Source organism: Neobacillus sp. (assembly GCF_031988165.1).
GTDB classification, from domain to species: Bacteria; Bacillota; Bacilli; order Bacillales; family Cytobacillaceae; genus Neobacillus; species Neobacillus rhizosphaerae.
The window spans coordinates 41,205-63,934 of record NZ_DALZYO010000028.1 but is presented as its reverse complement, the minus strand read 5'-3'; the positions used below and the strand labels follow the sequence as shown (position 1 = coordinate 63,934).

The following is a 22,730-nucleotide window of genomic DNA, read 5'->3' as shown; positions in this document are numbered from 1 at the left end:
GGATTGTGCCTTGAAAAGGCCCAATCCTTTTTTGTCGTTTTAGCCGAATTTATCGATATGATAATTGCTAATAACTTCTATTCGAATGCTTGTGACATGCAAGGTGTTGAGTAGGCTAGGCATTGGAAGCCTTGTTTTTCGAGGATGGGCTGGCTCATAGAGCTGGCATCGACCATTAATAGATGGTATCCTCTTGAAGCGGCCTCACGAGCACGAATGACGAGCAGCGAACTGTAGTAACCTCGCTTCCTAAATTCAGGTAGTGTGGATCCTCCCCATAGGCTTGCAAATGGAGTGCCTTCGTGAAGGTACATCCAGGCAGCACTGACCACTCTATCCGCGACAAAGGCCCCATAAACATGCAATCCTGATGAATGGTTGTGTAATTCTTTTACCAGACGTTCTCCTAACTCATGGTGACTTACATTCCAAATCTCTTCTTCCAGCTGGACGATCTCATATATGCCTTGTTCATCGGTGATTCTTTTAATCTCTGGCTGCACAGGCATGTTCATTAGTTGTTCGCCTTCGGTTAAATCGAATACCATCAGGGCTTCTTGGTCTTCGATGGTGAATTCCCTTGCCTGAAGCTTATCCTTTAAGCTTTTCGGCTGGTCATAATCGAATACCTTCCATTCGAATGGTTGATTTAAATTAGAAAAATAGCTGATTTGTTCATCGATGACCGCGTCTACGTTAGATTCATCCATTTGAGAAAAAAGGACGAAACCCGGTTCGTTTGTCGAGGATATCTGTCGAATAACTGTGGCGGTCCTTTCAACGCGATGCCCAGGATAGGTAATCTCAATCCGCATATGTTTATTAAAAAGGTCAAGCATCTGTTCTCTGTTCATAAAAGCCTCCTATTCGTTTACCTTCTCTTAAAGATTCCTGTTATATCCATAATAATATATTTAATAAAAATGAAGGGGGATTTATACAATATTTTAAAGATAATGTATAGGCCTTTGAGAAATCTCTAGTATTTATTGAACAAAAATAGCAAGTAAAACAAATTCCTTTTTGGATACTCAAATGTATATCATCAAAAAACTCATTGTTAACCAAAATTATTTTATGGTTGACAATTAACCTCTAAACCATTTATTTTATATTTATGGCATTTTAATTTACGATGGGAGAATGAAAAGAATGAAGTTAAGGGCACTTGATATAACACTTGTTGGTATGTTCGTGGCGCTAATGACAATTGGGGCAAACATAACAACGATTGCTCCATTTTTGCGTGTAGGTGGAGTTCCGATCACCCTACAAACCTTCTTTGCTATCTTAGCAGGATTAATTTTGGGGAGTCGATTGGGCGCGATTGCGATGGTTGTTTATATGTTATTAGGTATGGTGGGAGCACCAGTCTTTGCAGATTTTTACGGAGGACTCTCAATCATTTTTAGACCGACCTTTGGCTTTATCATTTCGTATATTTTTGCTGCTTTTATCATTGGGAAAGTGGTGGAAAGGAAAAAAACTTTGGCGGCTTTTATCATAGCCTCCTTAATCGGAATGGCCGTCAATTACCTCTTCGGAACAAACTGGATGTATTATGCTTATAAGCTTTGGGCGGATGCACCAGAAGGATTTACCTACAAAATGGCCTGGTTGTGGATGGTTGCTCCGCTGCCAAAGGATATTATCTTAGCAGTCTGTGCAGGAATTATGGCTCACCGGCTAGAAAAAACCGTCCTATCAAAAGGACAATTCAAAAATCTAAAAAGGGTATCCTAAGGTGTCAGGCACCAAGAACAAGAGGGTTCACTGGAAATAGAGGAAATAAAATTACACAAACATTCTATTAAAACTATTGTTGAATTCACACCCAACAAATAATATGAACTTGTTTTTTTTCTTTTGGAACATGACAAAAGGACAGAGCCTTCTCTGTCCTTTTTTAATCGTTTAGGAAATTACAAAATTAAACATTGTGGAGAACTTGAAAATTAGTTTATCTAAATTCAGCTCCATAAGAGTACGCTTCGAAAGCGTTAGCTCGCACGAAGGAAAAGCGTTAGCTTTTTCGAGGAGCGCACAGCGGCTAGTGTACCTCAAGCGACTCCCTATGATAAGTCGACATCGGTTCGCTACCGCTCACCGTGTTTCCAATACTCACTCGAAGTACTCCAGTCCATACGCCGCTAAACGGACGCTTGCGTTTTTGTTCTTGATTTATTCACGAACTTCTAATTTATTTTGAATTTCTTAACTTTTTCTATTTTTAATTTGATATTTTATTAATATATTAATTAATCTTGAATTAAGAGGTACATAAATGAAACGTAATGTGAAAATCCTTGGAATTGGGTCGTATTTACCAAAAAGAATTGTCACCGCAGCAAAAATTGATGAAATGATTGGTGCAAAAACTGGATGGTCAGAAGGTAAATCAGGAGTGAAACAAAGACATTTTGTTGAAGATGAAACAACCTCTTTTATGGGCTCAGAAGCCGCCAAAGAAGCTCTGAAAGATGCGGGTTTAAACTATGATGACATCGATTGTATTATCAGTGGAAGCGGAACAATGGAACAACCCCTTCCTTGCAATGCTTCTTTAATCCAAAAACAATTAGGACTTCAACATTCTGGAATTGCTTGTTTCGACGTTAATTCTACATGTTTGAGTTTTGTTACTGCTTTAGATATGATTTCGTATGCCATTCACGCAGGAAGATACAAAAACGTATTAGTGATTTCCTCTGAAATCTCATCAGTTGGCATCAATTGGAGACAAGGTGAAAGCAGTATTTTATTCGGTGATGGAGCCGTAGCAGTTGTTTTAACAAAATCAGAAGATACATCTGGAATTCTCTCATCTCATATGGAGACATACAGTGCAGGAGCCCACCTTTCAGAAATTCGCGGTGGAGGAACAAAAATTCATCCTAGAGAACATAGTGAAAAAACAAAAAATGATTTCTTATTTGATATGGACGGTCGGGCTATTTTTAAATTATCTTCAAAATTGATTCCTAGTTTTATTGAGAAGCTATTTAAAAACACTAATTTGTCGATGAATGATATAAACATGGTTGTTCCCCACCAAGCAAGTGCAGCGGCAATGAAAATTATTAGAAAAAAACTAAACGTTGATGAAACTAGATTTATGAACATTATTGAAAATTACGGTAATATCATTGCTGCCTCCATTCCAATGGCGTTGCATGAATCTATTAAACAAGGAAGAATAGAACGAGGTGATAAATTGCTTTTATTAGGAACATCTGCCGGTGTATCTATTGGAGGAATCATCCTTGAATACTAATTTAAAAAAGGTGTTAGTTACTGGTGCACGAGCGCCTGTAGCTTTACATTTATGTAGAATATTAAAGGAAAGTGGAATGGAAGTTTTTGCAGCCGATAGCATTTCATATGCCTTAGCTAAAACTTCAAATTCTATCAATGATTTTTTTCTTTTACCCTCTCCTAAAAAGAATTCATCTGAATACATATTCTCGCTTTTAAACATCATTCAGACAAATCAAATAGATATATTGATTCCAACTTGTGAGGAAAGCTTTTATATTTCTATGCATAAAGAGAAGCTATCTATTTATTGCGAAGTGCTCGTGGGCGACTTCGATAAAATGGAACTTCTTCACAATAAATACGATTTTATTGAATATGTTAATAGTCTGGGTTTTAAAACACCCAAAACTCTTAAGCTAACTAAAAATAACACAAAAGAAGATATTAACGAATTCTTTAAAGATCAACTGGTACTAAAACGAATTTTCTCAAGATTTTCCGATAAAGTATTATTCCTGCATAAAAACGAATTTGTATCCCTGCCCACCATGATTGATTCAACATGGATTGCCCAAGAACGAATTGAAGGCAATCAATATTGTTCTTATGGTGTAGCAAAGCATGGTAAATTGCTCGCACATTCAGTCTACAAAACAGAATTTACTGCTGGTATCGGAGCAACCATTTCTTTTTCCTATACAGAAAGAAAAGACATTGAATTATTTGTGAAAGCCATCGTAGAGAATTTAAATTTCACCGGACAAATCTCGTTTGATTTCATTGTAAATAGTGAAAATATTGCAATCCCGATTGAATGTAATCCAAGGGCTACAAGTGGCTTGCACTTATTTGACAAAAATTTAATTACTTGTCTGAATGGAAAAAATACTGATACTTTATATCCGGATTTTTCAACAAAAGAAGCTATTACTTTAGCTTTGATCGCTTACTCGATCGATAATTGGAAATTAAATAAGCCTTTTTCTAAATGGTTGAAAACATTACTTACTCATCGTGATATTACTTTTCGCTTAACTGATATTAGTCCATTCTTCTATCAGTTTGTAAGTATGTTTTTACTGTGGAAAGATAGCAAAAAGAATAATTTAACCATGACAGAGCAATCAACTTTAGATATTTCTTGGGATGGTGAGATCACATGAAAGCACTTGTAACAGGTGCTACAGGCTTTTTAGGGCAAAAATTAGCTCTTCGTTTAGTCTCAATGGGTTATGAAGTTACAGGTATAGGACGTAATACTGCTATTGGAGAAACCTTAAAGAAACACGGTGTCCATTTTGTTCCTTGTTCGCTTGAAGACAAAACGAAAATAGCGGAATTATGTAAAGAACAACATTTTGTATTTCACTGTGGAGCCCTCTCTTCTCCTTGGGGTAAATATCGAGATTTTTTTCATTCCAATGTTATAGGGACACAAAATATGATCGAAGGTTGTAAACGAGCGGATGTTAATCGTTTAATTCATGTCTCAACACCCAGCCTTTACTTTAATTTTGATGAAAGATTAGATGTAAAAGAGTACGACCCCCTACCAAAAGCATTTGTTAATCATTATGCTAAGACTAAACATTTAGCAGAACTTGAAATGGACAAGGCTTTTCAAGAAGGACTGCCCACCATTACTATTCGCCCAAGAGCACTATTTGGACCGGGCGATAACGCTATCTTACCACGCTTAATTAAAGTGTGTGAAAAAGGGTTCTTCCCAAAAGTTGGTACTGGCTCAGTTCAAGTAGATATTACTTATGTAGAAAATGTCGTGGATGCATTGTTATTATGCATGCATTCGGAAGAAAAAACATTAGGGCAAAAGTATAATATAACAAACGGAGTTCGTATCAACCTATATGATGTAATCGAACAAGTAATGGTGATGTTAGGAAAATCATTCAAATATAAAAACATTTCTTTCGAAAGGGCCTTTACAATCGCCAAATATCTAGAACGATTTTCTCTGCTGTTCTTAGCTGGTAAAGAACCCGTCTTAACCCGGTATTCTGTTAGTGTATTAGCCAAGTCTCAAACCTTGAACATCGAAAAAGCAAAAAATGAATTAGGATATACACCGAGAATTACAATCGAGGAAGGAATTCACGAATTCGTGAAATGGTGGGAAACACATGGAAATTAACATGCTGAAACTTTATGAAACTGGCTATTGCACTCACCCAGAAAAAATTGTAAATCCTAAAGGTGGTCTAAAACCTATCTCATTTCCAGCAACCGTGGCATTATTAAAGCATCCCGCCCACGGTTATATTCTTTTTGATACAGGTTACTCAACAGCCTTTAAAGAAGCAACAAAGAAATTCCCTTATTCCATTTATGCTAAATTAACACCTGTTTACTTTTCAGAAGAACAATCTATTAAAAATCAATTGTTAACCGATGGCATAGATCCTGAACAAATTAAAACAATCATACTTTCGCATTTTCATGGGGACCACACAGCTGGACTATGTGATTTTCCGAATGCCAATATCTTAAGTTTTAAAGCAGCGTATGAAGATATTAAGAATTTAAGTAAATTTAAAGCATTAACAAAAGGTTGCTTATTAGACTTATTACCATTCGATTTAAGTAAAAGAATTTCCTTTATTGATCATACAGACCCGCTGACACTAAATGATCGTTTTGGAGAATTTGATACAGGATATTCAGTTCTTGGCGATGATTCTATAATAGCTGTCGACTTAACAGGTCATGCAATAGGGCAATTGGGCATCTTTATTAGACTTGAGAGTGGTAAAAGAGTGCTTCTCTGTGCAGATGCAGTCTGGTTGAGCGAATCTTACCAGGAGTTAATATTTCCACATCCTATAGCAAATTTATTGATTGCCAATAAACAATCATATGTTGAAAATATTCACAAACTACATCACTTATCAAAAACAATCCCGGATATTGATATTCTCCCAACTCACTGTCAAAAAACATGGGATTTAGCCAAGAAAGGTTTTGTCTATGAATAAACTAGCAATATTAAAGCAATATGTTTTAACGAAATATGGCAGGAAATTTTCGTCCAAAACAGCGCTAGAATCATATCAAAATAAAAGAATCAGAAAACACATTAAATTCGTCATCAAGCACTCGCCTTTCTTCCATCAATACTACCAAAACAACCAAGAAGATCTAAAACAAAATCATTGGAGTTCCCTACCGATAATCGAAAAATCAACCATGATGGAGCACTTTGATGATTTCAATACTGTTGGTATTAAAAAGGATGATGCATTAAAAGTAGCTTTTGAAGCTGAACAAACAAGAAACTTTTCTCCTAAAATTGGAGATATTTCAGTAGGTTTATCTTCTGGTACTAGCGGTAACAGGGGAGTTTTTTTAGTATCTGATAAAGAAAGTGCTTTGTGGGCTGGAACAATATTAGCAAAAGTTCTTCCTGGCAGTATATTCGGGAGACATCGTATAGCTTTTTTCTTGCGGGCAAATAACAACCTTTACAGTTCCACTGAAAACGAACGTATTTCTTTTCATTTTTTTGATTTATTGGATGATTTTTTATCACATATTCATAAACTAAACCAAGTTCAGCCGAGTATCATGATAGGTCCTCCATCTATTCTAAGAAAAATAGCCGAATGGCAAAAAAACGGAGAAATCCACATTAAACCAAAGAAAATAGTTTCGGTAGCGGAAGTATTAGAAGATATTGATAAACAATTTATCGAGGATATATTCAATCAAACCTTGCATCAAGTGTATCAATGCACAGAAGGTTTTTTAGCAGCTACTTGCAAACATGGAACTCTGCACATTAATGAAGATTTAGTGGTCGTGCAAAAGGAGTACTTAGATGAAGAAAAGGGTGTTTTTATTCCCATTATTACTGATTTTACTCGTACTACACAACCAATCATACGCTATCGATTAAACGATATTTTAATAGAAAGAAAAACTCCCTGCCCATGTGGCTCTCATTTTCTTGCCTTAGAGCGAATTGATGGTAGATGCGATGATTTATTCTATGGATTGCACAAGAAAAGTGGTGAACTAATCCCTTTATTTCCTGATTTCATTCGTCGAGCTATTATGTTCGCCTCAAGTGAAATAACGGAATACAAAGTAACTCAAAAAACGTTGGAAACGATCGAAGTTAAATTAAAAATAAACAACAATGATGAATCAGTTAAACAAGATGCTATGAATGAATTGCTTAAAATTTGGGAACATCATCATTTAGTCACGCCTACCATCCAGTTTGCTCCTTATGATCTTGCTCCATCAGATAAAAAATTAAAACGAGTAGAGAACGAAATGAGAGGCGTTATAAATGATTCAACTTCACGATATTCACACTATAAATAACATAGATTGGGACAGTAAAAGAGACGGTGAATATGTAAAAAATTATTTTACCCCCATTCTGCAATACGGAATAAATCATTACATAAAAAACGTTAATACATCTGTTTACTTACTGGAAATCGATGATTTGGTCATCCCTGTTACCGTGAATGAGAAAGAATTTGAGAATTCATATGTATGTTCTCCCTATACCCATTATATTTCTTACGCCAAAGAGGAATTATGGGAATTAAAGAAGCCTTTGTTAGAAAAAGTATTGTCAAAATGTATCGATGGTATTGGTTTCTTTTTAAGACATACTCGAATAAATCGCGTAGTCATAATCAACAATTGGTTTCTTTCTACTAATCTTTATTTCCCTCTTTCGGAGTCGCAAATAGAAAGAATTACTAAGTTTTTGAGTATCAAATTCCCAACTTACACGCTCATGTTTCGCTCACTTAATAAAAGGTTGCATCAACAAATGTTTCATGGATTCAAAAATAATAAATACAAGCAAATCATGTCGCGTTCTATTTATCTATTTGAACCGTTGCACTTTAAATCGTTAAGCAGAAGACAAAAAAAGGATTTCCTTAACGACGAAAGCTTTATGAAAAAAAGTAACTACTCGGTTAGTGAATCTACAAAGGCAGACGAATCTTTTATCCCTGTCATTGAACAATTATACAATCAGCTATACATTCATAAGTATTCGGAACATAATCCGCAATTTACTACTGAATATTATTCAAATGCAATAAAGCATGACCTAATGAACTTTAAAATTCTCCAAAACGAAGATGATTCAATTGACGGAGTGATAGGGTATTTCCATAGAAACAACGTACTTACAACCCCTATCCTTGGATACAAGTTAGATAAAGGAAAATCACAAGGTTTGTATAGACTTTTATCCTTATTAATTGCCTACGAGGTATTGGATAAAAATTATATCGGACATTTCAGTGCAGGTGCAGGAGATTTCAAAAGAAATCGCGGTTCAATTCAAGAAATTGAGTACACATTTTATTACAACGAACATCTTTCTTTCACATCCAAGTTTGTATGGAACTTTTTAAAACTTGTTATGGATAAAGTAGTAGAACCTATGGCTATAAAAATGGAATTTTAATGTTTGTTAAAAATAACAGCGTGTTATTCACCTGTTATTTTTCCATTAGCAATAATCTATTAGAAAAGAGTTTTCTAGTTATACCAATTCTTTGGTTATTAGGCCGTTTACTATCGATACTTGGTTTTTTCCACATTGTTTGGATTGGAGCATTAATTCGTCTGCTTGGATATAGGCTTTTTCAATTGAGGTGAGTTCGTTAATTTTATAGAAATAGAGCCCGAATGATGCTGTATAGAAAATGGAGGTTTTTTCCCCATTGTACTCTACTTCCACGGAATTTTTTTCAACTCCACGTAGGATACTATTAATCAAATCCGCTGTCTCACTAAAATCTCTTTTTCTAAGACAAAGAGTAAATTCCTCACCGCCACTTCTGAACAGATAATCATCTTCACTTAGAAAGCTTTTTAGTGTCGCAGCAAAGTGCTGGATAACTTTATCCCCTACAGCATGATTGTAACTGTCGTTAATTCTTTTAAATTTATCGATGTCGGCTACGACAATACCGATTTTCTCGCTAGTTTGGTTTAACTCCTCCATTTTTTTATCCATGAAGGTGCGATTGAAGACGCCAGTCAAAAAGTCTGTATAGGCCATTTGCTCAAACTGATCTCGTTCTAGCTTGTTTTGGATGCTTTGAGATTTTGAATAAAACGAAAGATTAACAATGTAGTTTAAAATAAATAGGCTGATTATCATTTCCCATTTTCCCTCTTGGAGAAAAAGAAATAATAGACCATTAGTTATCGCCACTTTCCCATAGTCAAGAAAACTTATATCTTTAAAAATAAAGTCGATTCCCTCTTTAAAGCTTACTGATTCTCCGATAGTAACAAATAATAACACCATAATTGCTCCTGAAATGTAAGAAGAAATACAAACTAATATAAAGAGTAAAACCCAATAGCCAAAGGGGAAAGATTGAAAACTCGAATGAAAGTGTTGGAACAGAAAATAGACAAATGAATTAGTTATAACAAAGGTGCCAATATTATAAAAAGTATCGAAGAATTCATTAGGGTCAGCGATTTTCTTCCATTTTCGATAAAAATAAACAGTAAATCGATAAATGGTCTCCAAGATGAACAAGCCCAACGGTCCGGCAAATAAAATAAAGGATAAATCATAGCTAATTCCATATTCAATATTAGTATTGCCATTTTTATAGAATACCCGAAGACGAAAATATAGAGTGGAGAAAAACCAGAATACAATGATGGCCGTTATAAAGCTGGTGTTGTCTGCCAAAATTTCCGATGAAGAAAATGCTATGGCCACAGCAGTAAGAAATAACGATAGTTCGTATAACCTTGTTTTCAACATAACATTCAATTCCCTTCCTATAATAGAAATTCTCTCTTGAAGTTAGTTTCTATATCATCTGAATATGATTGTAATAAAGGATTCTATATAATCTATTGTACAAAATTTCCTGAAGATAACGAATTATTTTTTTAATAACGAAAAAATTGGCAAAAATTCATAGCCCCCTGAAGGTTTTGGAAGTTCTGCTTCGCCCAAAGCTAAATATGAAACACATGGCAAGTATTGTGTAAATAGTGGCAATGGTGTCAGGCACCGCTCGTGGACAAGTGTCTTTTTGTGGTGCCTGACACCTTTTTTACGGTTCCCTGCATCTCTTAAATTCAGAATTTTATGTAAATTAATTTCATAAAGTATGTTTAATGTTTTATAATCGAAGAGAGCTCTTCTCATATTTATAAAGTGAGGTGTTGTTGTTGCGTTTTGAAACCATTGCATCGGAGATTCAACTTCCTGCTTTACTGCTTGATGTCCAGGCTTTTGATGATAACTGCAGGGAAATTGCTAGAAAGGCAAACGGGAAACAAATTCGAATCGCCAGCAAATCGATTCGATCAGTTCCCATTTTGAAAAGAATATTCCAATCAAATCCCATTTTCCAAGGGCTAATGTGCTACAGCCCCAATGAAGCCATTTTTCTAGAAGAAAAGGGCTTTGATGATATTTTGCTAGGATATCCTTGCTGGGATAGGGAGGCGCTTCTTCAAATTGCCTCTCTCAATCGCAAAGGGAAGAAAATTATTTGTATGGTCGATTCGCTAGAACATATTGACCACCTTGAAAAGATTGCCTTGGAAGCAAACGGTAAATTTTATCTGTGTATAGATGTTGATATGAGCACGAAGTTCGCAAGCCTGCATTTTGGAGTAAGGCGTTCACCTCTAAAAAATGAAAAAGAGGTTCTTCAGCTTGCACGGAAAATCAAGGATTCTTCGAGATTACAGCTCCTTGGAATTATGGGGTATGAAGCCCAAATTGCTGGAGTTGGCGACACCATACCAGCCCAAAAGATAAAAAATAGCCTGATCGCTTACCTGAAAAGGAAATCAATTACTGAAATCGAACGAAGGAGGAGGGAAATCGTTCAGGTGCTCCACAGTGAAGGCTTGGCACCTGAATTTGTGAATGGCGGCGGAACAGGAAGTCTGCATACCACTTCAAAGGAAAATATCGTCACAGAGGTTACTGTTGGATCGGGTTTCTATGCGCCGTTGTTGTTTGACTACTATCGAAGCTTCCGCTTCAATCCGGCCTTATACTTTGCCTTACCTGTAGTAAGAAAGCCTGCCCCTAATATTTATACGTGTCTTGGTGGCGGCTATATTGCTTCCGGACCTCCGGGCGAGGAAAAAAATCCTCAGCCTGTTTATCCACCTGGTGGCAGGTTGTTGCCATTTGAAGGAGCTGGCGAGGTACAAACGCCTGTCTTATTTGAAAAAGAAACGCTGGAAATGGGTGGGGCCATTATTTTCCGGCCAGCAAAGGCTGGCGAAATATGTGAACGCTTTAAGGAGATCGTCTGTGTGGCTGACCAGCAAGTCATGGATTACTATTTGACCTATCGAGGGGAAGGAGCCTGTTTCCTATGATAAAAACTGTGCAAGGCCGAAGATGGAAAAACTGGGCTCATACTTTTGACAGTGTTCCTGAAAAGCTCCTTTATCCATCATCGATTGACGAAGTTTGCGAGATTGTCATTGAAGCAGCAAAGCTAGGAAAAAAGATTAGAGTGGTAGGGGCTGGGCATTCCTTTACTAGTCTGGTAAAAACAGATAATTGGCTTGTTTCACTTGACCAGCTAAGTGGGGTTGAAAAAGTTGATGAACAAGCTGGCACAGCAACAGTTCTTGGTGGTACACGGTTATTTAAGATTGGTGAAGCACTTGGAAATATCGGATATGCTCAGGAAAACCTTGGTGATATTAATGTTCAAAGTATTGCTGGAGCTATTTCCACCGGCACCCATGGGACTGGACTGAAATTTGGAAATATCTCAACCCAGGTGCTGGAATTGTCGTTGGTTACAGCAGCAGGTGAAGTCCTAGTAATCTCGGAAAAAAGCAATCCTGATTATTTTAAGGCTTGCCTTGTATCACTTGGGAGTCTCGGGATTATCGTCAAAGTTACTTTGAAAATTACGAAAAGTCCAGTTTACGAATATAACAGTCAAAAGATAGACTACTCGCGCCTTGAAGCACAGCTAGAACAATACATTGAACAAAACCGCCACTTCGAATTTTATCTCTTTCCTTATTCAAATATTGTCCAAATAAAAACGATGAATAATACGGCCAAAAAACCCCAATCATTGTCATTGCACAATTTTACAAATCTATTACTTGAAAACTATTTATTTTTTATCCTCTCTGAGATTTGCCGTCTTTTTCCGAGGAGCAGTCGCTTTATCAGCAGGCTATCTGCAAAAGGTGTGGGAACCACGGAGATTGCAGCGCACAGCTACCAGCTTTTTGCGACGCCAAGACTCGTTCGGTTTAGGGAAATCGAATACAGTATTCCCCTTCACCATATGAAAGCAGCGATTCAAGAAATTCGGCAGTGTATCGAATTGGAGAAGTACCGGGTACATTTTCCAATCGAATGCAGGACTGTCAAGGCAGATGACATCTGGCTAAGTCCATCCTATGAAAGGGATTCTGCTTATATTGCTTTCCATATGTACAAAGGGATGCCGTATGAGAATTATTTTCGTGATATGGAAAGGATTATGAGGAAATATGAAGGAAGACCACATTGGGGAAAAATGCACAAACTAACTAAAGAACAACTACTACCCCTTTATCCAAAGCTCCCCGACTTCCTTGCAGTAAGAGAAGAACTAGACCCACATGAACTATTCCTAAATGAATATATGAAAGAATTATTTGGAGAAGGTTGTTAATTAGGTTGTTAGATTATGGTGTCATTATGGTGTCAGGCACCATCCGTGTACATTTGTCCTCCAAGAGTGGACAAAAAAGGCACCATTCTCTATTCGCTAGTGAATGGTGCCTTTGTGCTGTTTTCTTGTTTAACGATATGTGTCTGCAGGTGTTTATGTCTTGTATAGAAGATAGTAGTCATGATGATTGATAGACTCCCGAAAAGGACGCACATGAGCTGCAGGCCAATTAAATCTAATAGAAAGCCGCTTATGAGTAGGACAATTTGAAAGGAAATCCTGTCTAGCATGTTGCGGAAAGAGAAAAACCGCCCATGGAAATCCTTTGGTACCTTCGTTTGAAAAATGGTTGCAGCTGTGGGGAAGAAGCAGCCGACAGAAAATCCAAATAACATAAAAGCTATGATAGTCGTTAACGGAATGCTTGCTAAATAGAGAAGGAGCTGTGAGGCACCAATCATAAAGGAGCATGCAAACAAAATGACGTAAGGAGAGCTTCGGTCACTGATTCTTTTAATGAAAAAGGCACCAATCATAAACGAAATCCCCTCAGTCGTGTAAATCCAGCCCTTAATTGCTGAACTGTCCTGGAGTTCACTGATGTTGATGACCATCAGATTAAACCCGCCGAGAAATAGAACAGGAATCAGTGTCATAATCAGCGTCATGTAAACAATTGGAAGACCCCTGATAACTGAAAATACATCCTTGAAGCTAGCTTTTTCTTTACTTTTTTTCTTTGTTAGCTTTTCTCCATTTCCTTCATTAAAATTCAAGAACCAGGTTAGGATAAAAAGCCCCATATAGGCCACCAGGGAGCCAACATAGAGTAAGCTGATTGGCAGGATAACCAATAAAACTCCGGCTAGCGCCGTTCCAATAATTCGAGAAAGGGTTGAGACATTCATATGAATGCCGTTCAACTGAAGCAAATCCTTATCCGCGACAATTAGTGGTAATGCAGCTTGAAGGGCTGGAAAATAGAAAGCAGCAGAAATCTGAAGCAAGACTAGAAATACGACCATCCACCAAATTGAGCCAGTCGCAATTGCGATGAGCATAAAAATGACACTGACAGCCCGAACAAATCCTGAAATCAGCATAACTGTTTTTTTACTAGTTTGATCTGTAAGCCTGCCCGCATAAGGTCCAACCGCTATTCCCGCTAGCAGTCCCCCAGCTAACAGTAGTGACTTTAAGAAATCTGAAGGTAATTTCTCCTGCATGAATTCCAAATTACCAATAATCCCAAGCCATAGGCCAAGGCCGGCGATAAATTCCCCCGTTAACAAAATCCATACATTTCGGTTTCTCCACATAAGCTGCGCCTCTCGATCTTTAAATTCCTTATCCTTCAAAGATACCTTAATAGTCAAAATATTAAAAGAAAAAGGGTGTTAGGCACCATGTGAAAAGATTGATTGGAAAAATGACGAAATGCCATTGTTTTTTATTTCCAATTGATATATACTACATTACAACACTAATGTACTAGTTGAGAAAGGAGGGACCATGTTGATCATCAATTTGGACGGGACGAAGCCGATTTATTTGCAGATTTCGGAATGGCTGGAGAACGAGATATTGAACGGAAATGTTGAAAGTGATCAAAAGATTTACTCCCAGTATCAGCTTGCAGAGATTTATAATATCAATCCCGCAACGGCGGCAAAGGGGCTGAACATATTGGTAGATGAACAAATTCTTTATAAAAAACGTGGACTAGGAATGTTTGTAACAAGCAATGCCAAAGAAATGATCCTTACCAAACGGAAAAATCAAACCCTAAAACGATTGGTGCAGGAAATTGTGATAGAAGCGGCGCGACTGCAGGTAAGCAAAGAGGAATTAATCGAAATGATTAATGCGGCAGACATAGGGGAGGTAGAGAAATGAGTGTAATCGAGTGTCAGGGACTGACGAAAGCATATGGTGGAGTGAAGGCGTTAAATAATTTTTCCTGCAACATAGAAGAAAATAAAATTACTGGGCTCATTGGCAGGAATGGGGCAGGGAAAACAACGCTGCTTAAAATTATCGCGGGTTTTATGAAAGAAACCTCTGGTGAACTAAAGGTATTTTCAGAAAGTCCTTTTAACAATCTGACAGTCTCAGCTAATGTTGTTTTTATTCACGATCAAATGGATATCCCTACTGCCTTAAATCTTAAGGAACTGTTAGAGGTGGCAGCCAGCTTTTATCAAAATTGGGATCGCGAACTGGCCAATCGTCTTTTCGATTATTTCTCCTTAAGCCCATTGCAGCATTATGAAGGACTCTCTAAGGGAATGAAAAGTACATTTAATATGATTTTAGGATTGGCTGCCCGAGTTCCATTAACACTTTTTGATGAACCGACGTCGGGGATGGATGCAGCGGTTAGAAAGGATTTTTACCGTGCCTTGCTTAAAGACTATCTCGCCCACCCAAGGACCATCATGATTTCAAGCCATCATTTGAATGAGATTGAGGATTTGCTTGAAGACATTCTCCTCATGAAAGATGGGAAAGAACTTCTTCACATGCCAATCGCCGATTTGAAGGAATGGGCAATTGGACTCCAGGGGAAGACTGCCATCGTAGATGAATGGACACAAAACCAGGAACTTATTTTTACAAAAAGTATTGGTCCAGACCAGTCGTACGTTGTCGTAAGGAATAATTTCTCTGAAACAGAATGGCAAAGTGCCCGCATTGCCGGAATTGACATCACTCCAGTTTCTTCAAGTGACCTATGTGTTTACCTAACTAGCAAAACGAAAGGGGGAATCGATGATGTCTTTAACAAAGGTTAGTCTGATAGATATTGTGAAAAAACAGTATGTTTATAAGCTGAAGGCTTACAGTCAGGTATTTATTTCACTTATTTTCATCCAAATACTTGCCGTTTTCTTCTCCTTGAACGGTGTTGGAAGCATGGGAACTAGCAGTGGAAGTATCCAAATATACGTGAAATATTTTTCAGCTGATTTTGTTGTGGGCTTTACGATGCTTTGGGGATTTATTACAGCCATTGTCATTACGACAAAGGCATATCGAAATGATGACTTCATATTTGTGACCAATCGAGTCAGTAGTAATCTATCCAATACGGTATTTTTATTAATCGCAAGCGTCATTGGTGGAATTACAGCGATGTTATCAACCTATTTAATCAATGTGATTGTGTATTACTTTATAAGTGATTTTGCTTTAAAAAGTACGACCTTGTGGGATATGCCAATAGAATTCCTCAACGGCATATTCTCGACCATTCTGTATGTCTTTCTATTTTGCGCTTTAGGTTATTTGGTCGGAACGCTTGTGCAGATCAATAAAGTGTTTGCTGTTTTGTTACCGGCAGCATTTTTCGGGGGATTAATATTTGATGGGCTCAGCGGAAAAACTGGGGTCATCACAAAGGTATTTGAATTTTACTTTACAGAGCCCTCCCTAGCTTTATTTATTGTCAAAATAATCATGTCGGCAGGATTGCTTTTTATCGGTGCATTTGCATTGTCCAATAAAAGGGAGGTTAGGTCATGATGGGGATGATACCACTTCTTATTATTGTAATGATTGTTATAGGTATCTTGGTTATCTCAACAAGAGCTAGGAACAAAATGGTTCACAAGAAGGGGAAATTTTCATACAGTCAGCGTGTTTATTGGATATTAAGCGGCTTTGTGTCTATCTTATTGATCTGTTTAATTTTGAATGCTGTCCTACCCGTTAAAATAATGGATGGATGGAAAAGGGTGAATACTACAGATCTTGAACGAGAAAATCTAGGTTTATACGATGCAGCTCTTGAGGGAAGAATTAATCAAGAGGGCAGCAAATTTCTCCGTAAAAAGTGGAATTTCAACTATCAAGGTCAGCAGCTAAACTTAACCGTCACCAAAGATGAAGATATAGACGCAATGGTTGTCGTGGAAAAGAAAAATAGTAATGATGGTAATATCGAAGCTGAATTTTATCAAACACGGTCAAGTTATAATGGAATGGAAATAACGGAGCTGGCAAATCTCCCTGGTATGGAACTAGCGGGGGATCAACTCACACTTTTGAATCCAAAGAGAAGTGAAATTAAGTTTTCGCAATTTGGAAATACCTTTAGCATCAAACAATTTACAGGAGAACCGTCCCTCTTTAGCGAACACCATTCTGAATTTAGCGGCGGACTAAGAATTCTCTACCTGCGGATCCCGAAAGACTTAGAACTAAACTATCCAAAGAACTTAAACCTTCAATTTGCCGAGTAGGTTGATGCACTTGTTGATACACTGTTGGTGCCTGACACCATTCGTGGACATTTGTCTTCCTGGGGTGGACGTTTTGTTTTGGAACTGTCGAGTAGAGAATTTCTTTTCTACTCGATAGTTGGCGTTGAGGTCGTGGCGGCTAAGGTTTTCCGGTTTTGTTGCTAAGAATGGCTGTTAAGTTCAGTTTCTTTTTCTTACTATAAATCTACCTATCAAAGAAATCGAAAGCATACTTTTAGGCGATAAAAAATGCTACAACGGAAAGAACGATTGATGTTATCAACATGGCGATAAGTGGTCGCAGTGCTTTTGTCCGTAAATCACGTAAACTAACATTCAGACCAAGACCGACCATTGCGGTGGTTAGAATAAAGGTTGTCGCCGTTGAAATCCAATCTAAAGCAGCTTTCGAAACTGGAACAGATTTTCCAAGAACATAACTTCCAAACAAGCTCATCAAAATAAATCCGATCAAAAACCAAGGGAATTCAATTTTCGTATCCCCTTTTTCTCCGGCATTTTTCCGTTTCATCCAATACATAAGAATAAAGCATAATGGGATGAGCAGCAGAACACGTCCTAATTTTGCTAACAAAGCAATCGCTAAACCATCAGGTCCCGCCGGGGCTCCAGCCAAAGCGACGTGGGCGATTTCGTGGAGGCTGATCCCACTCCAGATTCCATAATCAATCGCTGATAATGGAAGAAAAGGGCGCAAAATCGTATAAGTAATCGAAAAAATAGTACCTACTAACGCAATAATTCCTACTCCAATAGCGGTATCCTCATCCTTTGCTTTGATGATTGGTGAAATGGCTGCAATCGCTGCCGCACCGCATACCCCTGTTCCGACCCCAAGGAGTAATACTAAAGAGGACTCTGCTTTTAAAAGTTTCCCTAACCAAATGGTTGCTAAAATGGCAAAAGTAATAACACCGATATCACGTGCAAGCAGTCCCAGCCCTTGATGAAGCACAATATCAATATTAAGTTTTAAACCGTATAAAATAATCGCGAAGCGTAAAAAGCGTTTCGAGGAAAATTGGATCCCCGAGCGGATTTTTTCCGGATAACCGAAAAATTGCCGATAAATGACTGCAATCACAATGGCACAAGCAAGTGGTCCTACATGATCAAAGCCAGGGACTTTTGATAATGCATAACCGAATGCTGCTATGACGACAGTAAAGGCGATCCCTGCTAACCATAACCATACAGAAGGCTTTGGTTCAGGAATTTTTTGTTGCCGGCCGGCTTGTTCGTTCAAAGATAAAGCTTTAGCACTTTGGCTCCCCATTTAAATCACCTCAAGTTATTTTCTACATTCAGCATACTCCTGATTCGTGCATAAGAAAAATAAAGATATATAATAGGAATGATAAGTAAATTTATATAAATAAAACAATTAATGAGGGAAAAATGATGGATCAATATTTAGTGGTGTTTGTAAAGGTCGTGGAAAAGGAGAATTTTTCTAAAGCGGCGGAGGAGCTGCACATGACTCAGCCGGCCGTAAGTCAGTATATTAGAACCTTAGAAGAATCAATTGGTTCGAGGCTGTTAGAGAGGAGCAATAAGTATGTTCGCCTTAATAAGGCAGGGGAAATTGTCTATCATCATGCAAAAGAAATATTGGCACTATATACAAAAATGCAGTCATTAGTTGACGACCTGACAAATAAGGCGAGCGGGCTGATTGCGATTGGCGCCAGCTACACATTTGGTGAATATATCCTGCCGCATATTATTGCTAATATGCAAGTGCAATACCCTCTCATCAATCCATCCATTAAGATCCAAAATACAAAAGAAATCATTGAACTAGTGAAGACGCATCAATTAGATATTGGCATCATTGAAGGATTTTTTAAAGAGGACACTCTAAATTCAGAAGTAGTTTCCGAAGATAAAATGGTCATCGTTGCTCCCCCTTTCCATCGTCTATTATCCATGAAAGGGGAAAATAGAATTTCTGATCTAGAGGAAGAAACATGGATACTAAGGGAAGAGGGCTCAGGTACAAGGGAAGCGGCAGAAAATCTTTTTCGCAAGTATGATTTCACCCCGAAAAAAATAATGGAATTCGGTAGCACGCAACTGATTAAGGAATCGGTTGAGGCAGGACTTGGGATTAGTTTATTGTCCCGTTGGGCAATAGAAAAAGAGCTAACATATGGCTATATTGGAATGATTCCAGTGGAGGGCATGCCTTTTAAACGGAACTTTTCCATCCTAACCCATTCACCTTACCAGACGACAGCCTTGAAAACGTTCATCGAAACACTGCGCTACTATTTAGCAGAGCAAGCTATTTAAGGTTTTTATTAAACCAACTGAGATATCTAGTTTAAATGGCTGGTTGTCTTTTTTGTTTTAGTTCGTTTTAATAGTGGAATTATACAAATGATAAAACAAGTTACCGGAAAGATTTTATGTTTTGTCTAGTGACAGCTAGAGAATGTATTATATAATTAAAATGACTGAATATTTTCATAAATGATAAAATAAGATAACCTTGCGAACTGAACTTCTTGTGTAATGAAGGTCGTTGCAGATACTAGTAAACTGAATTTCCGCTTTTCTGCTCCATGAGATTTATTAACACACAATAAAAACGTTCTTAATCTCATTTTTAAGAGGGAGTGTGTAATCATGCAAAAGCAAAAGTTATTGATTAATGGGGAAAGGCTTAAAAGGGAACTGGAACGATTTGCTGACTTTGGCCGGACTGAAAACAATGGGGTCACCCGGTTGTCATTATCTGAGGAAGATATCAAGGTAAGAAATTACTTCCGTTCTTGCTGCGAGGACTTAGGAATGACGGTCAAGGTTGATGATATGGGATGTATGTATGCTACCCTCGCGGGACTCGAGAATAAACCTCCTATTCTGATTGGTTCACATTTAGATACGGTAAAAAAAGGCGGCCGCTTTGATGGCGTGTTAGGTGTAGTAACTGGCTTAGAAGTGGTCAGAACCTTGGTGGAAAATAACATTAAGCCGCAAATTCCGATTACGATTGTCAATTTTACAAATGAAGAGGGGGCAAGGTTTGAACCTTCGATGATGGCATCAGGTGTGCTCTCTGGTAAATTTGAAAAATCTATCATGTTAAAAAAGAAAGATTCAGAGGGAATTACCTTTGAGGGAGCCCTCAAAGCCAGCGGGTACGAAGGCGCAGTTGAGAATCGCCTAAAAGAAGCGACCGCCTTTTTAGAGCTACATATTGAACAAGGACCAATCCTAGAAAATGTGGCGCTCACAATCGGCATTGTCGAATGTGTTGTGGGAATGGCCTGCTTCGAGATTGAAGTAACAGGGGAGTCGGATCATGCCGGTACAACCCCAATGAACATGAGAAAGGATGCCCTTTTTGCATCCAATAATTTAATCAACCAAATCCGCAACCGCTTAGGTGCGTTAGATGAAGAATTAGTCTTCACCATCGGCAGGGTGAATGTGTATCCAAGTATCCATACGGTCATTCCAAATAAGGTAGTCTTTTCACTGGAGGCACGGCATAAGGATCCTGAAATCGTTAGCACCTATAAGGATTTTGTTCAAGGCCTTCCGCATTTAGGAGTCAATGAGGGCTGTGAGGTTAAAGTGACAAAATTATGGGAGCGGGATACAGTTTGGTTTGAACCGGAAATCTGTAATCTCTTAGAACAATCTGCCCAATCGTTAGGGTATTCCAATAAACGAATGGTCAGTGGTGCAGGGCATGATGCTCAATTCATTGCCAGCTACGTCCCAACGGCGATGCTGTTTGTTCCAAGTATTAATGGAAAAAGCCATTGCGAAGAAGAGCTAACGACTTGGGATGATTGCGAAAATGGGGTAAATGTGGTGTTAGATACCGTCTTAACGTTGTTATCAAAATAAGGTCCATTTCTGGAAATAAAAATAGTAGACTTTTTCGCCTGGCGGAAGAGTCTTTTTTTATGATTGAAAAAGAAGTCTGTATTTTGCAAAAACTATATTGTAAAACGGGGGATAAAGGTGTAAAATTACACTAATTAATATTGGGAAATATACATAAATTTCACTGTGAAAAGGGGGATTAATATGGAAAAAAAACTTTTGTTACTGTTTGTGAATTTCGGTGTAATGCCTTTTGTATTGTCTATCTTTTCTTTTATCATAATGATCACGGGGCAAGATGATATCATGATTGCTGCACTTCTGCCTCTTAGTATTGGCGGTATTCTCGTAGGCTTTTTCCTAAATAAGAAGCGGGCTCAGTCCGGCAAATTGACAGGGCTTTTCACACTCTACTTTCTGCCGCTTGCCTATACTGCTGTATTATGGGCTGCTTTTATGCTGATCAGCGGCGGGTTTTATGGGGCAAACTCCTGGTTTTACTATAGTTTATTTCATCTGGCGCTGGGGCCCATCTATTTTATCGCCATGTTTAGTGGTGAAGGAAGATTGTTTCTATGGGCACCGTTAGCTTACGAGCTAGCATTTGTCATCGGGGTATTTATTGCAGTCTTAATAAGCAAGGTACGATTAGCTTTTAATAGGCGGCAATTACTGTCTGTCTTGTCAGTGTTTGTCCTTGCACTGGGTACAGGTGTTGCTGTTCAATGGCAGCGCAGTCAAACGGTTTTGCCATCCTATGGTTTTAAATATGGCGGGGGCTACTCTAGTACGGATTTAACCCCGTATGAAGTGACGAATCCAGAAAACAAGCTACCAAAGCTTACGGAACAATCGACATTTTCAATCAAGAACCCGAGTGATATGCCGATTTTAGACGGAGCAGAAGCGGCATTTCCGGTGTACTCAGCCTTTGCGAATGCAGCCTATGAGAATATTGAAAAAGAGAGCGGTGAAGCCGGGAAAATCGTTAGTTTTACCAATACGATTTATGCATATGAACACTTATTAGCGGGGGAAGTAGATATTTACTTTGGTGCCGTGCCATCAAAAGAGCAGCAGGAAATGGCGAAGGAAGCGGGAAAAGAACTGGTTATGACACCAATTGGCAAGGAAGCCTTTGTCTTCTTTGTCAATCCAAGTAATCAAGTAGATAGCTTAAAAGTTTCTGAGATTAAAGACATCTACTCTGGAAAAATCAAAAATTGGAGTAAGGTTGGCGGGAAGAATAAGAAAATTATTGCCTTTCAACGTCCGAAAAATTCCGGAAGCCAAACACTTTTGGAAAAAATTATGGGTGATACGCCGATTATGAAGCCTCTGAAGGAAGATGTACCTGAAGGGATGGGCGGGATTATTGAGCAGGTTGCTGATTATCGAAACTATGACAATTCGATAGGCTTTTCATTCCGCTTTTTTGCAACCGGGATGAAGGCGAATCCAAATATTAAACTGCTGGCAATCGATGGTGTGGAACCAAATCCGGAAAACATCGCGAGCAGTAAGTATCCATTCACCGCCAGCCTATACGCAATAACGCTGAAGGACAACCCAAAACCAACCATTCAACCATTCCTAGAATGGATGCAAGGACCACAGGGGCAAGAGATTGTTGAAAGAATTGGATATATTAAAGCAGTTAAGTAGGTGTCAGGCACCA

Annotated in this window: 21 protein-coding genes; 16 read left to right on the top strand and 5 right to left on the bottom strand. The window is 38.1% G+C overall.

What is annotated here, in order from left to right; genetic code table 11:
- Positions 1-77: 77 nt before the first annotated feature.
- Positions 78-854, bottom strand: coding sequence for a GNAT family N-acetyltransferase (locus RTR43_RS17000; RefSeq protein ID WP_312473413.1), 777 nt, complete (start codon positions 852-854; stop codon positions 78-80).
- 289 nt (positions 855-1,143) lie between these two features.
- On the opposite strand from RTR43_RS17000, the gene RTR43_RS16995 reads away from it, so the two are divergent.
- The 7 genes from RTR43_RS16995 (at position 1,144) to RTR43_RS16965 (ending at position 8,719) form a co-directional block, all read left to right on the top strand.
- A complete protein-coding gene (locus RTR43_RS16995) occupies positions 1,144-1,743 on the top strand; it encodes a biotin transporter BioY (RefSeq protein WP_312473412.1) in 600 nt (199 codons plus the stop codon).
- Between the two features lie 541 nt (positions 1,744-2,284).
- A complete protein-coding gene (locus RTR43_RS16990) occupies positions 2,285-3,274 on the top strand; it encodes a beta-ketoacyl-ACP synthase III (protein ID WP_312473411.1) in 990 nt (329 codons plus the stop codon).
- A complete protein-coding gene (locus RTR43_RS16985; RefSeq protein ID WP_312473410.1) occupies positions 3,264-4,421 on the top strand; it encodes an ATP-grasp domain-containing protein in 1,158 nt (385 codons plus the stop codon). The genes RTR43_RS16990 and RTR43_RS16985 overlap by 11 nt, the downstream gene beginning before the upstream one ends.
- Positions 4,418-5,410 (top strand): NAD-dependent epimerase/dehydratase family protein, encoded by a 993-nt coding sequence (locus tag RTR43_RS16980; protein WP_312473409.1) that lies wholly within the window; start codon positions 4,418-4,420, stop codon positions 5,408-5,410. The genes RTR43_RS16985 and RTR43_RS16980 overlap by 4 nt, the downstream gene beginning before the upstream one ends.
- Entirely contained in the window at positions 5,400-6,251 is an 852-nt protein-coding gene (locus RTR43_RS16975) for an MBL fold metallo-hydrolase (RefSeq protein WP_312473408.1), read from the top strand. The genes RTR43_RS16980 and RTR43_RS16975 overlap by 11 nt, the downstream gene beginning before the upstream one ends.
- Positions 6,244-7,605: a F390 synthetase-related protein gene (locus RTR43_RS16970; protein ID WP_312473407.1), complete on the top strand. Its 1,362-nt coding sequence runs from the start codon at positions 6,244-6,246 to the stop codon at positions 7,603-7,605. Before RTR43_RS16975 ends, RTR43_RS16970 begins: the two co-directional genes overlap by 8 nt.
- Positions 7,571-8,719, top strand: a complete 1,149-nt coding sequence (locus RTR43_RS16965) for a hypothetical protein (RefSeq protein WP_312473406.1) — start codon at positions 7,571-7,573, stop codon at positions 8,717-8,719. The genes RTR43_RS16970 and RTR43_RS16965 overlap by 35 nt, the downstream gene beginning before the upstream one ends.
- Before the next feature lie 78 nt (positions 8,720-8,797).
- Here the strand turns inward: RTR43_RS16965 and RTR43_RS16960 are convergent, their stop codons facing one another.
- Complete coding sequence (locus RTR43_RS16960; protein WP_312473405.1) at positions 8,798-10,045, bottom strand: GGDEF domain-containing protein; 1,248 nt, start codon at positions 10,043-10,045, stop codon at positions 8,798-8,800.
- Between the two features lie 123 nt (positions 10,046-10,168).
- Positions 10,169-10,483, bottom strand: a complete 315-nt coding sequence (locus RTR43_RS16955; RefSeq protein WP_312473404.1) for a hypothetical protein — start codon at positions 10,481-10,483, stop codon at positions 10,169-10,171.
- Here RTR43_RS16955 and RTR43_RS16950 point away from each other — a divergent pair.
- A complete protein-coding gene (locus RTR43_RS16950; protein ID WP_312473403.1) occupies positions 10,462-11,634 on the top strand; it encodes an amino acid deaminase/aldolase in 1,173 nt (390 codons plus the stop codon). The genes RTR43_RS16955 and RTR43_RS16950 overlap by 22 nt on opposite strands.
- Positions 11,634-12,944, top strand: coding sequence for a D-arabinono-1,4-lactone oxidase (locus RTR43_RS16945; protein ID WP_312473424.1), 1,311 nt, complete (start codon positions 11,634-11,636; stop codon positions 12,942-12,944). Before RTR43_RS16950 ends, RTR43_RS16945 begins: the two co-directional genes overlap by 1 nt.
- Before the next feature lie 89 nt (positions 12,945-13,033).
- On the opposite strand, the gene RTR43_RS16940 is transcribed toward RTR43_RS16945, so the two are convergent.
- Positions 13,034-14,263 carry an MFS transporter gene (locus RTR43_RS16940; RefSeq protein ID WP_312473402.1) on the bottom strand — a complete coding sequence of 410 codons (1,230 nt, stop codon included), beginning with the start codon at positions 14,261-14,263 and terminating at the stop codon, positions 13,034-13,036.
- Between the two features lie 196 nt (positions 14,264-14,459).
- Here RTR43_RS16940 and RTR43_RS16935 point away from each other — a divergent pair, with 196 nt between their 5' ends.
- From RTR43_RS16935 to RTR43_RS16920, 4 genes are read left to right on the top strand one after another with little or no spacing between them, the layout of a single operon-like run.
- On the top strand, positions 14,460-14,840 hold the full coding sequence (locus RTR43_RS16935) for a GntR family transcriptional regulator (RefSeq protein ID WP_312473423.1): 381 nt from the start codon (positions 14,460-14,462) through the stop codon (positions 14,838-14,840).
- Complete coding sequence (locus RTR43_RS16930; protein WP_312473401.1) at positions 14,837-15,739, top strand: ABC transporter ATP-binding protein; 903 nt, start codon at positions 14,837-14,839, stop codon at positions 15,737-15,739. Before RTR43_RS16935 ends, RTR43_RS16930 begins: the two co-directional genes overlap by 4 nt.
- Positions 15,717-16,469, top strand: coding sequence for a hypothetical protein (locus RTR43_RS16925; protein WP_312473400.1), 753 nt, complete (start codon positions 15,717-15,719; stop codon positions 16,467-16,469). The genes RTR43_RS16930 and RTR43_RS16925 overlap by 23 nt, the downstream gene beginning before the upstream one ends.
- Positions 16,466-17,188 carry a hypothetical protein gene (locus RTR43_RS16920; protein ID WP_312473399.1) on the top strand — a complete coding sequence of 241 codons (723 nt, stop codon included), beginning with the start codon at positions 16,466-16,468 and terminating at the stop codon, positions 17,186-17,188. The genes RTR43_RS16925 and RTR43_RS16920 overlap by 4 nt, the downstream gene beginning before the upstream one ends.
- A gap of 235 nt (positions 17,189-17,423) precedes the next feature.
- Here the strand turns inward: RTR43_RS16920 and RTR43_RS16915 are convergent, their stop codons facing one another.
- Complete coding sequence (locus RTR43_RS16915) at positions 17,424-18,485, bottom strand: YeiH family protein (RefSeq protein ID WP_312473398.1); 1,062 nt, start codon at positions 18,483-18,485, stop codon at positions 17,424-17,426.
- 125 nt (positions 18,486-18,610) lie between these two features.
- On the opposite strand from RTR43_RS16915, the gene RTR43_RS16910 reads away from it, so the two are divergent.
- The 3 genes from RTR43_RS16910 to RTR43_RS16900 all read left to right on the top strand — a co-directional run bounded on the left by RTR43_RS16910 (position 18,611) and on the right by RTR43_RS16900 (position 22,717).
- Complete coding sequence (locus tag RTR43_RS16910) at positions 18,611-19,504, top strand: LysR family transcriptional regulator (RefSeq protein WP_312473422.1); 894 nt, start codon at positions 18,611-18,613, stop codon at positions 19,502-19,504.
- 336 nt (positions 19,505-19,840) lie between these two features.
- Positions 19,841-21,073: a Zn-dependent hydrolase gene (locus tag RTR43_RS16905; RefSeq protein ID WP_312473397.1), complete on the top strand. Its 1,233-nt coding sequence runs from the start codon at positions 19,841-19,843 to the stop codon at positions 21,071-21,073.
- Between the two features lie 183 nt (positions 21,074-21,256).
- Entirely contained in the window at positions 21,257-22,717 is a 1,461-nt protein-coding gene (locus RTR43_RS16900; protein WP_312473396.1) for a substrate-binding domain-containing protein, read from the top strand.
- Positions 22,718-22,730 lie beyond the last annotated feature (13 nt).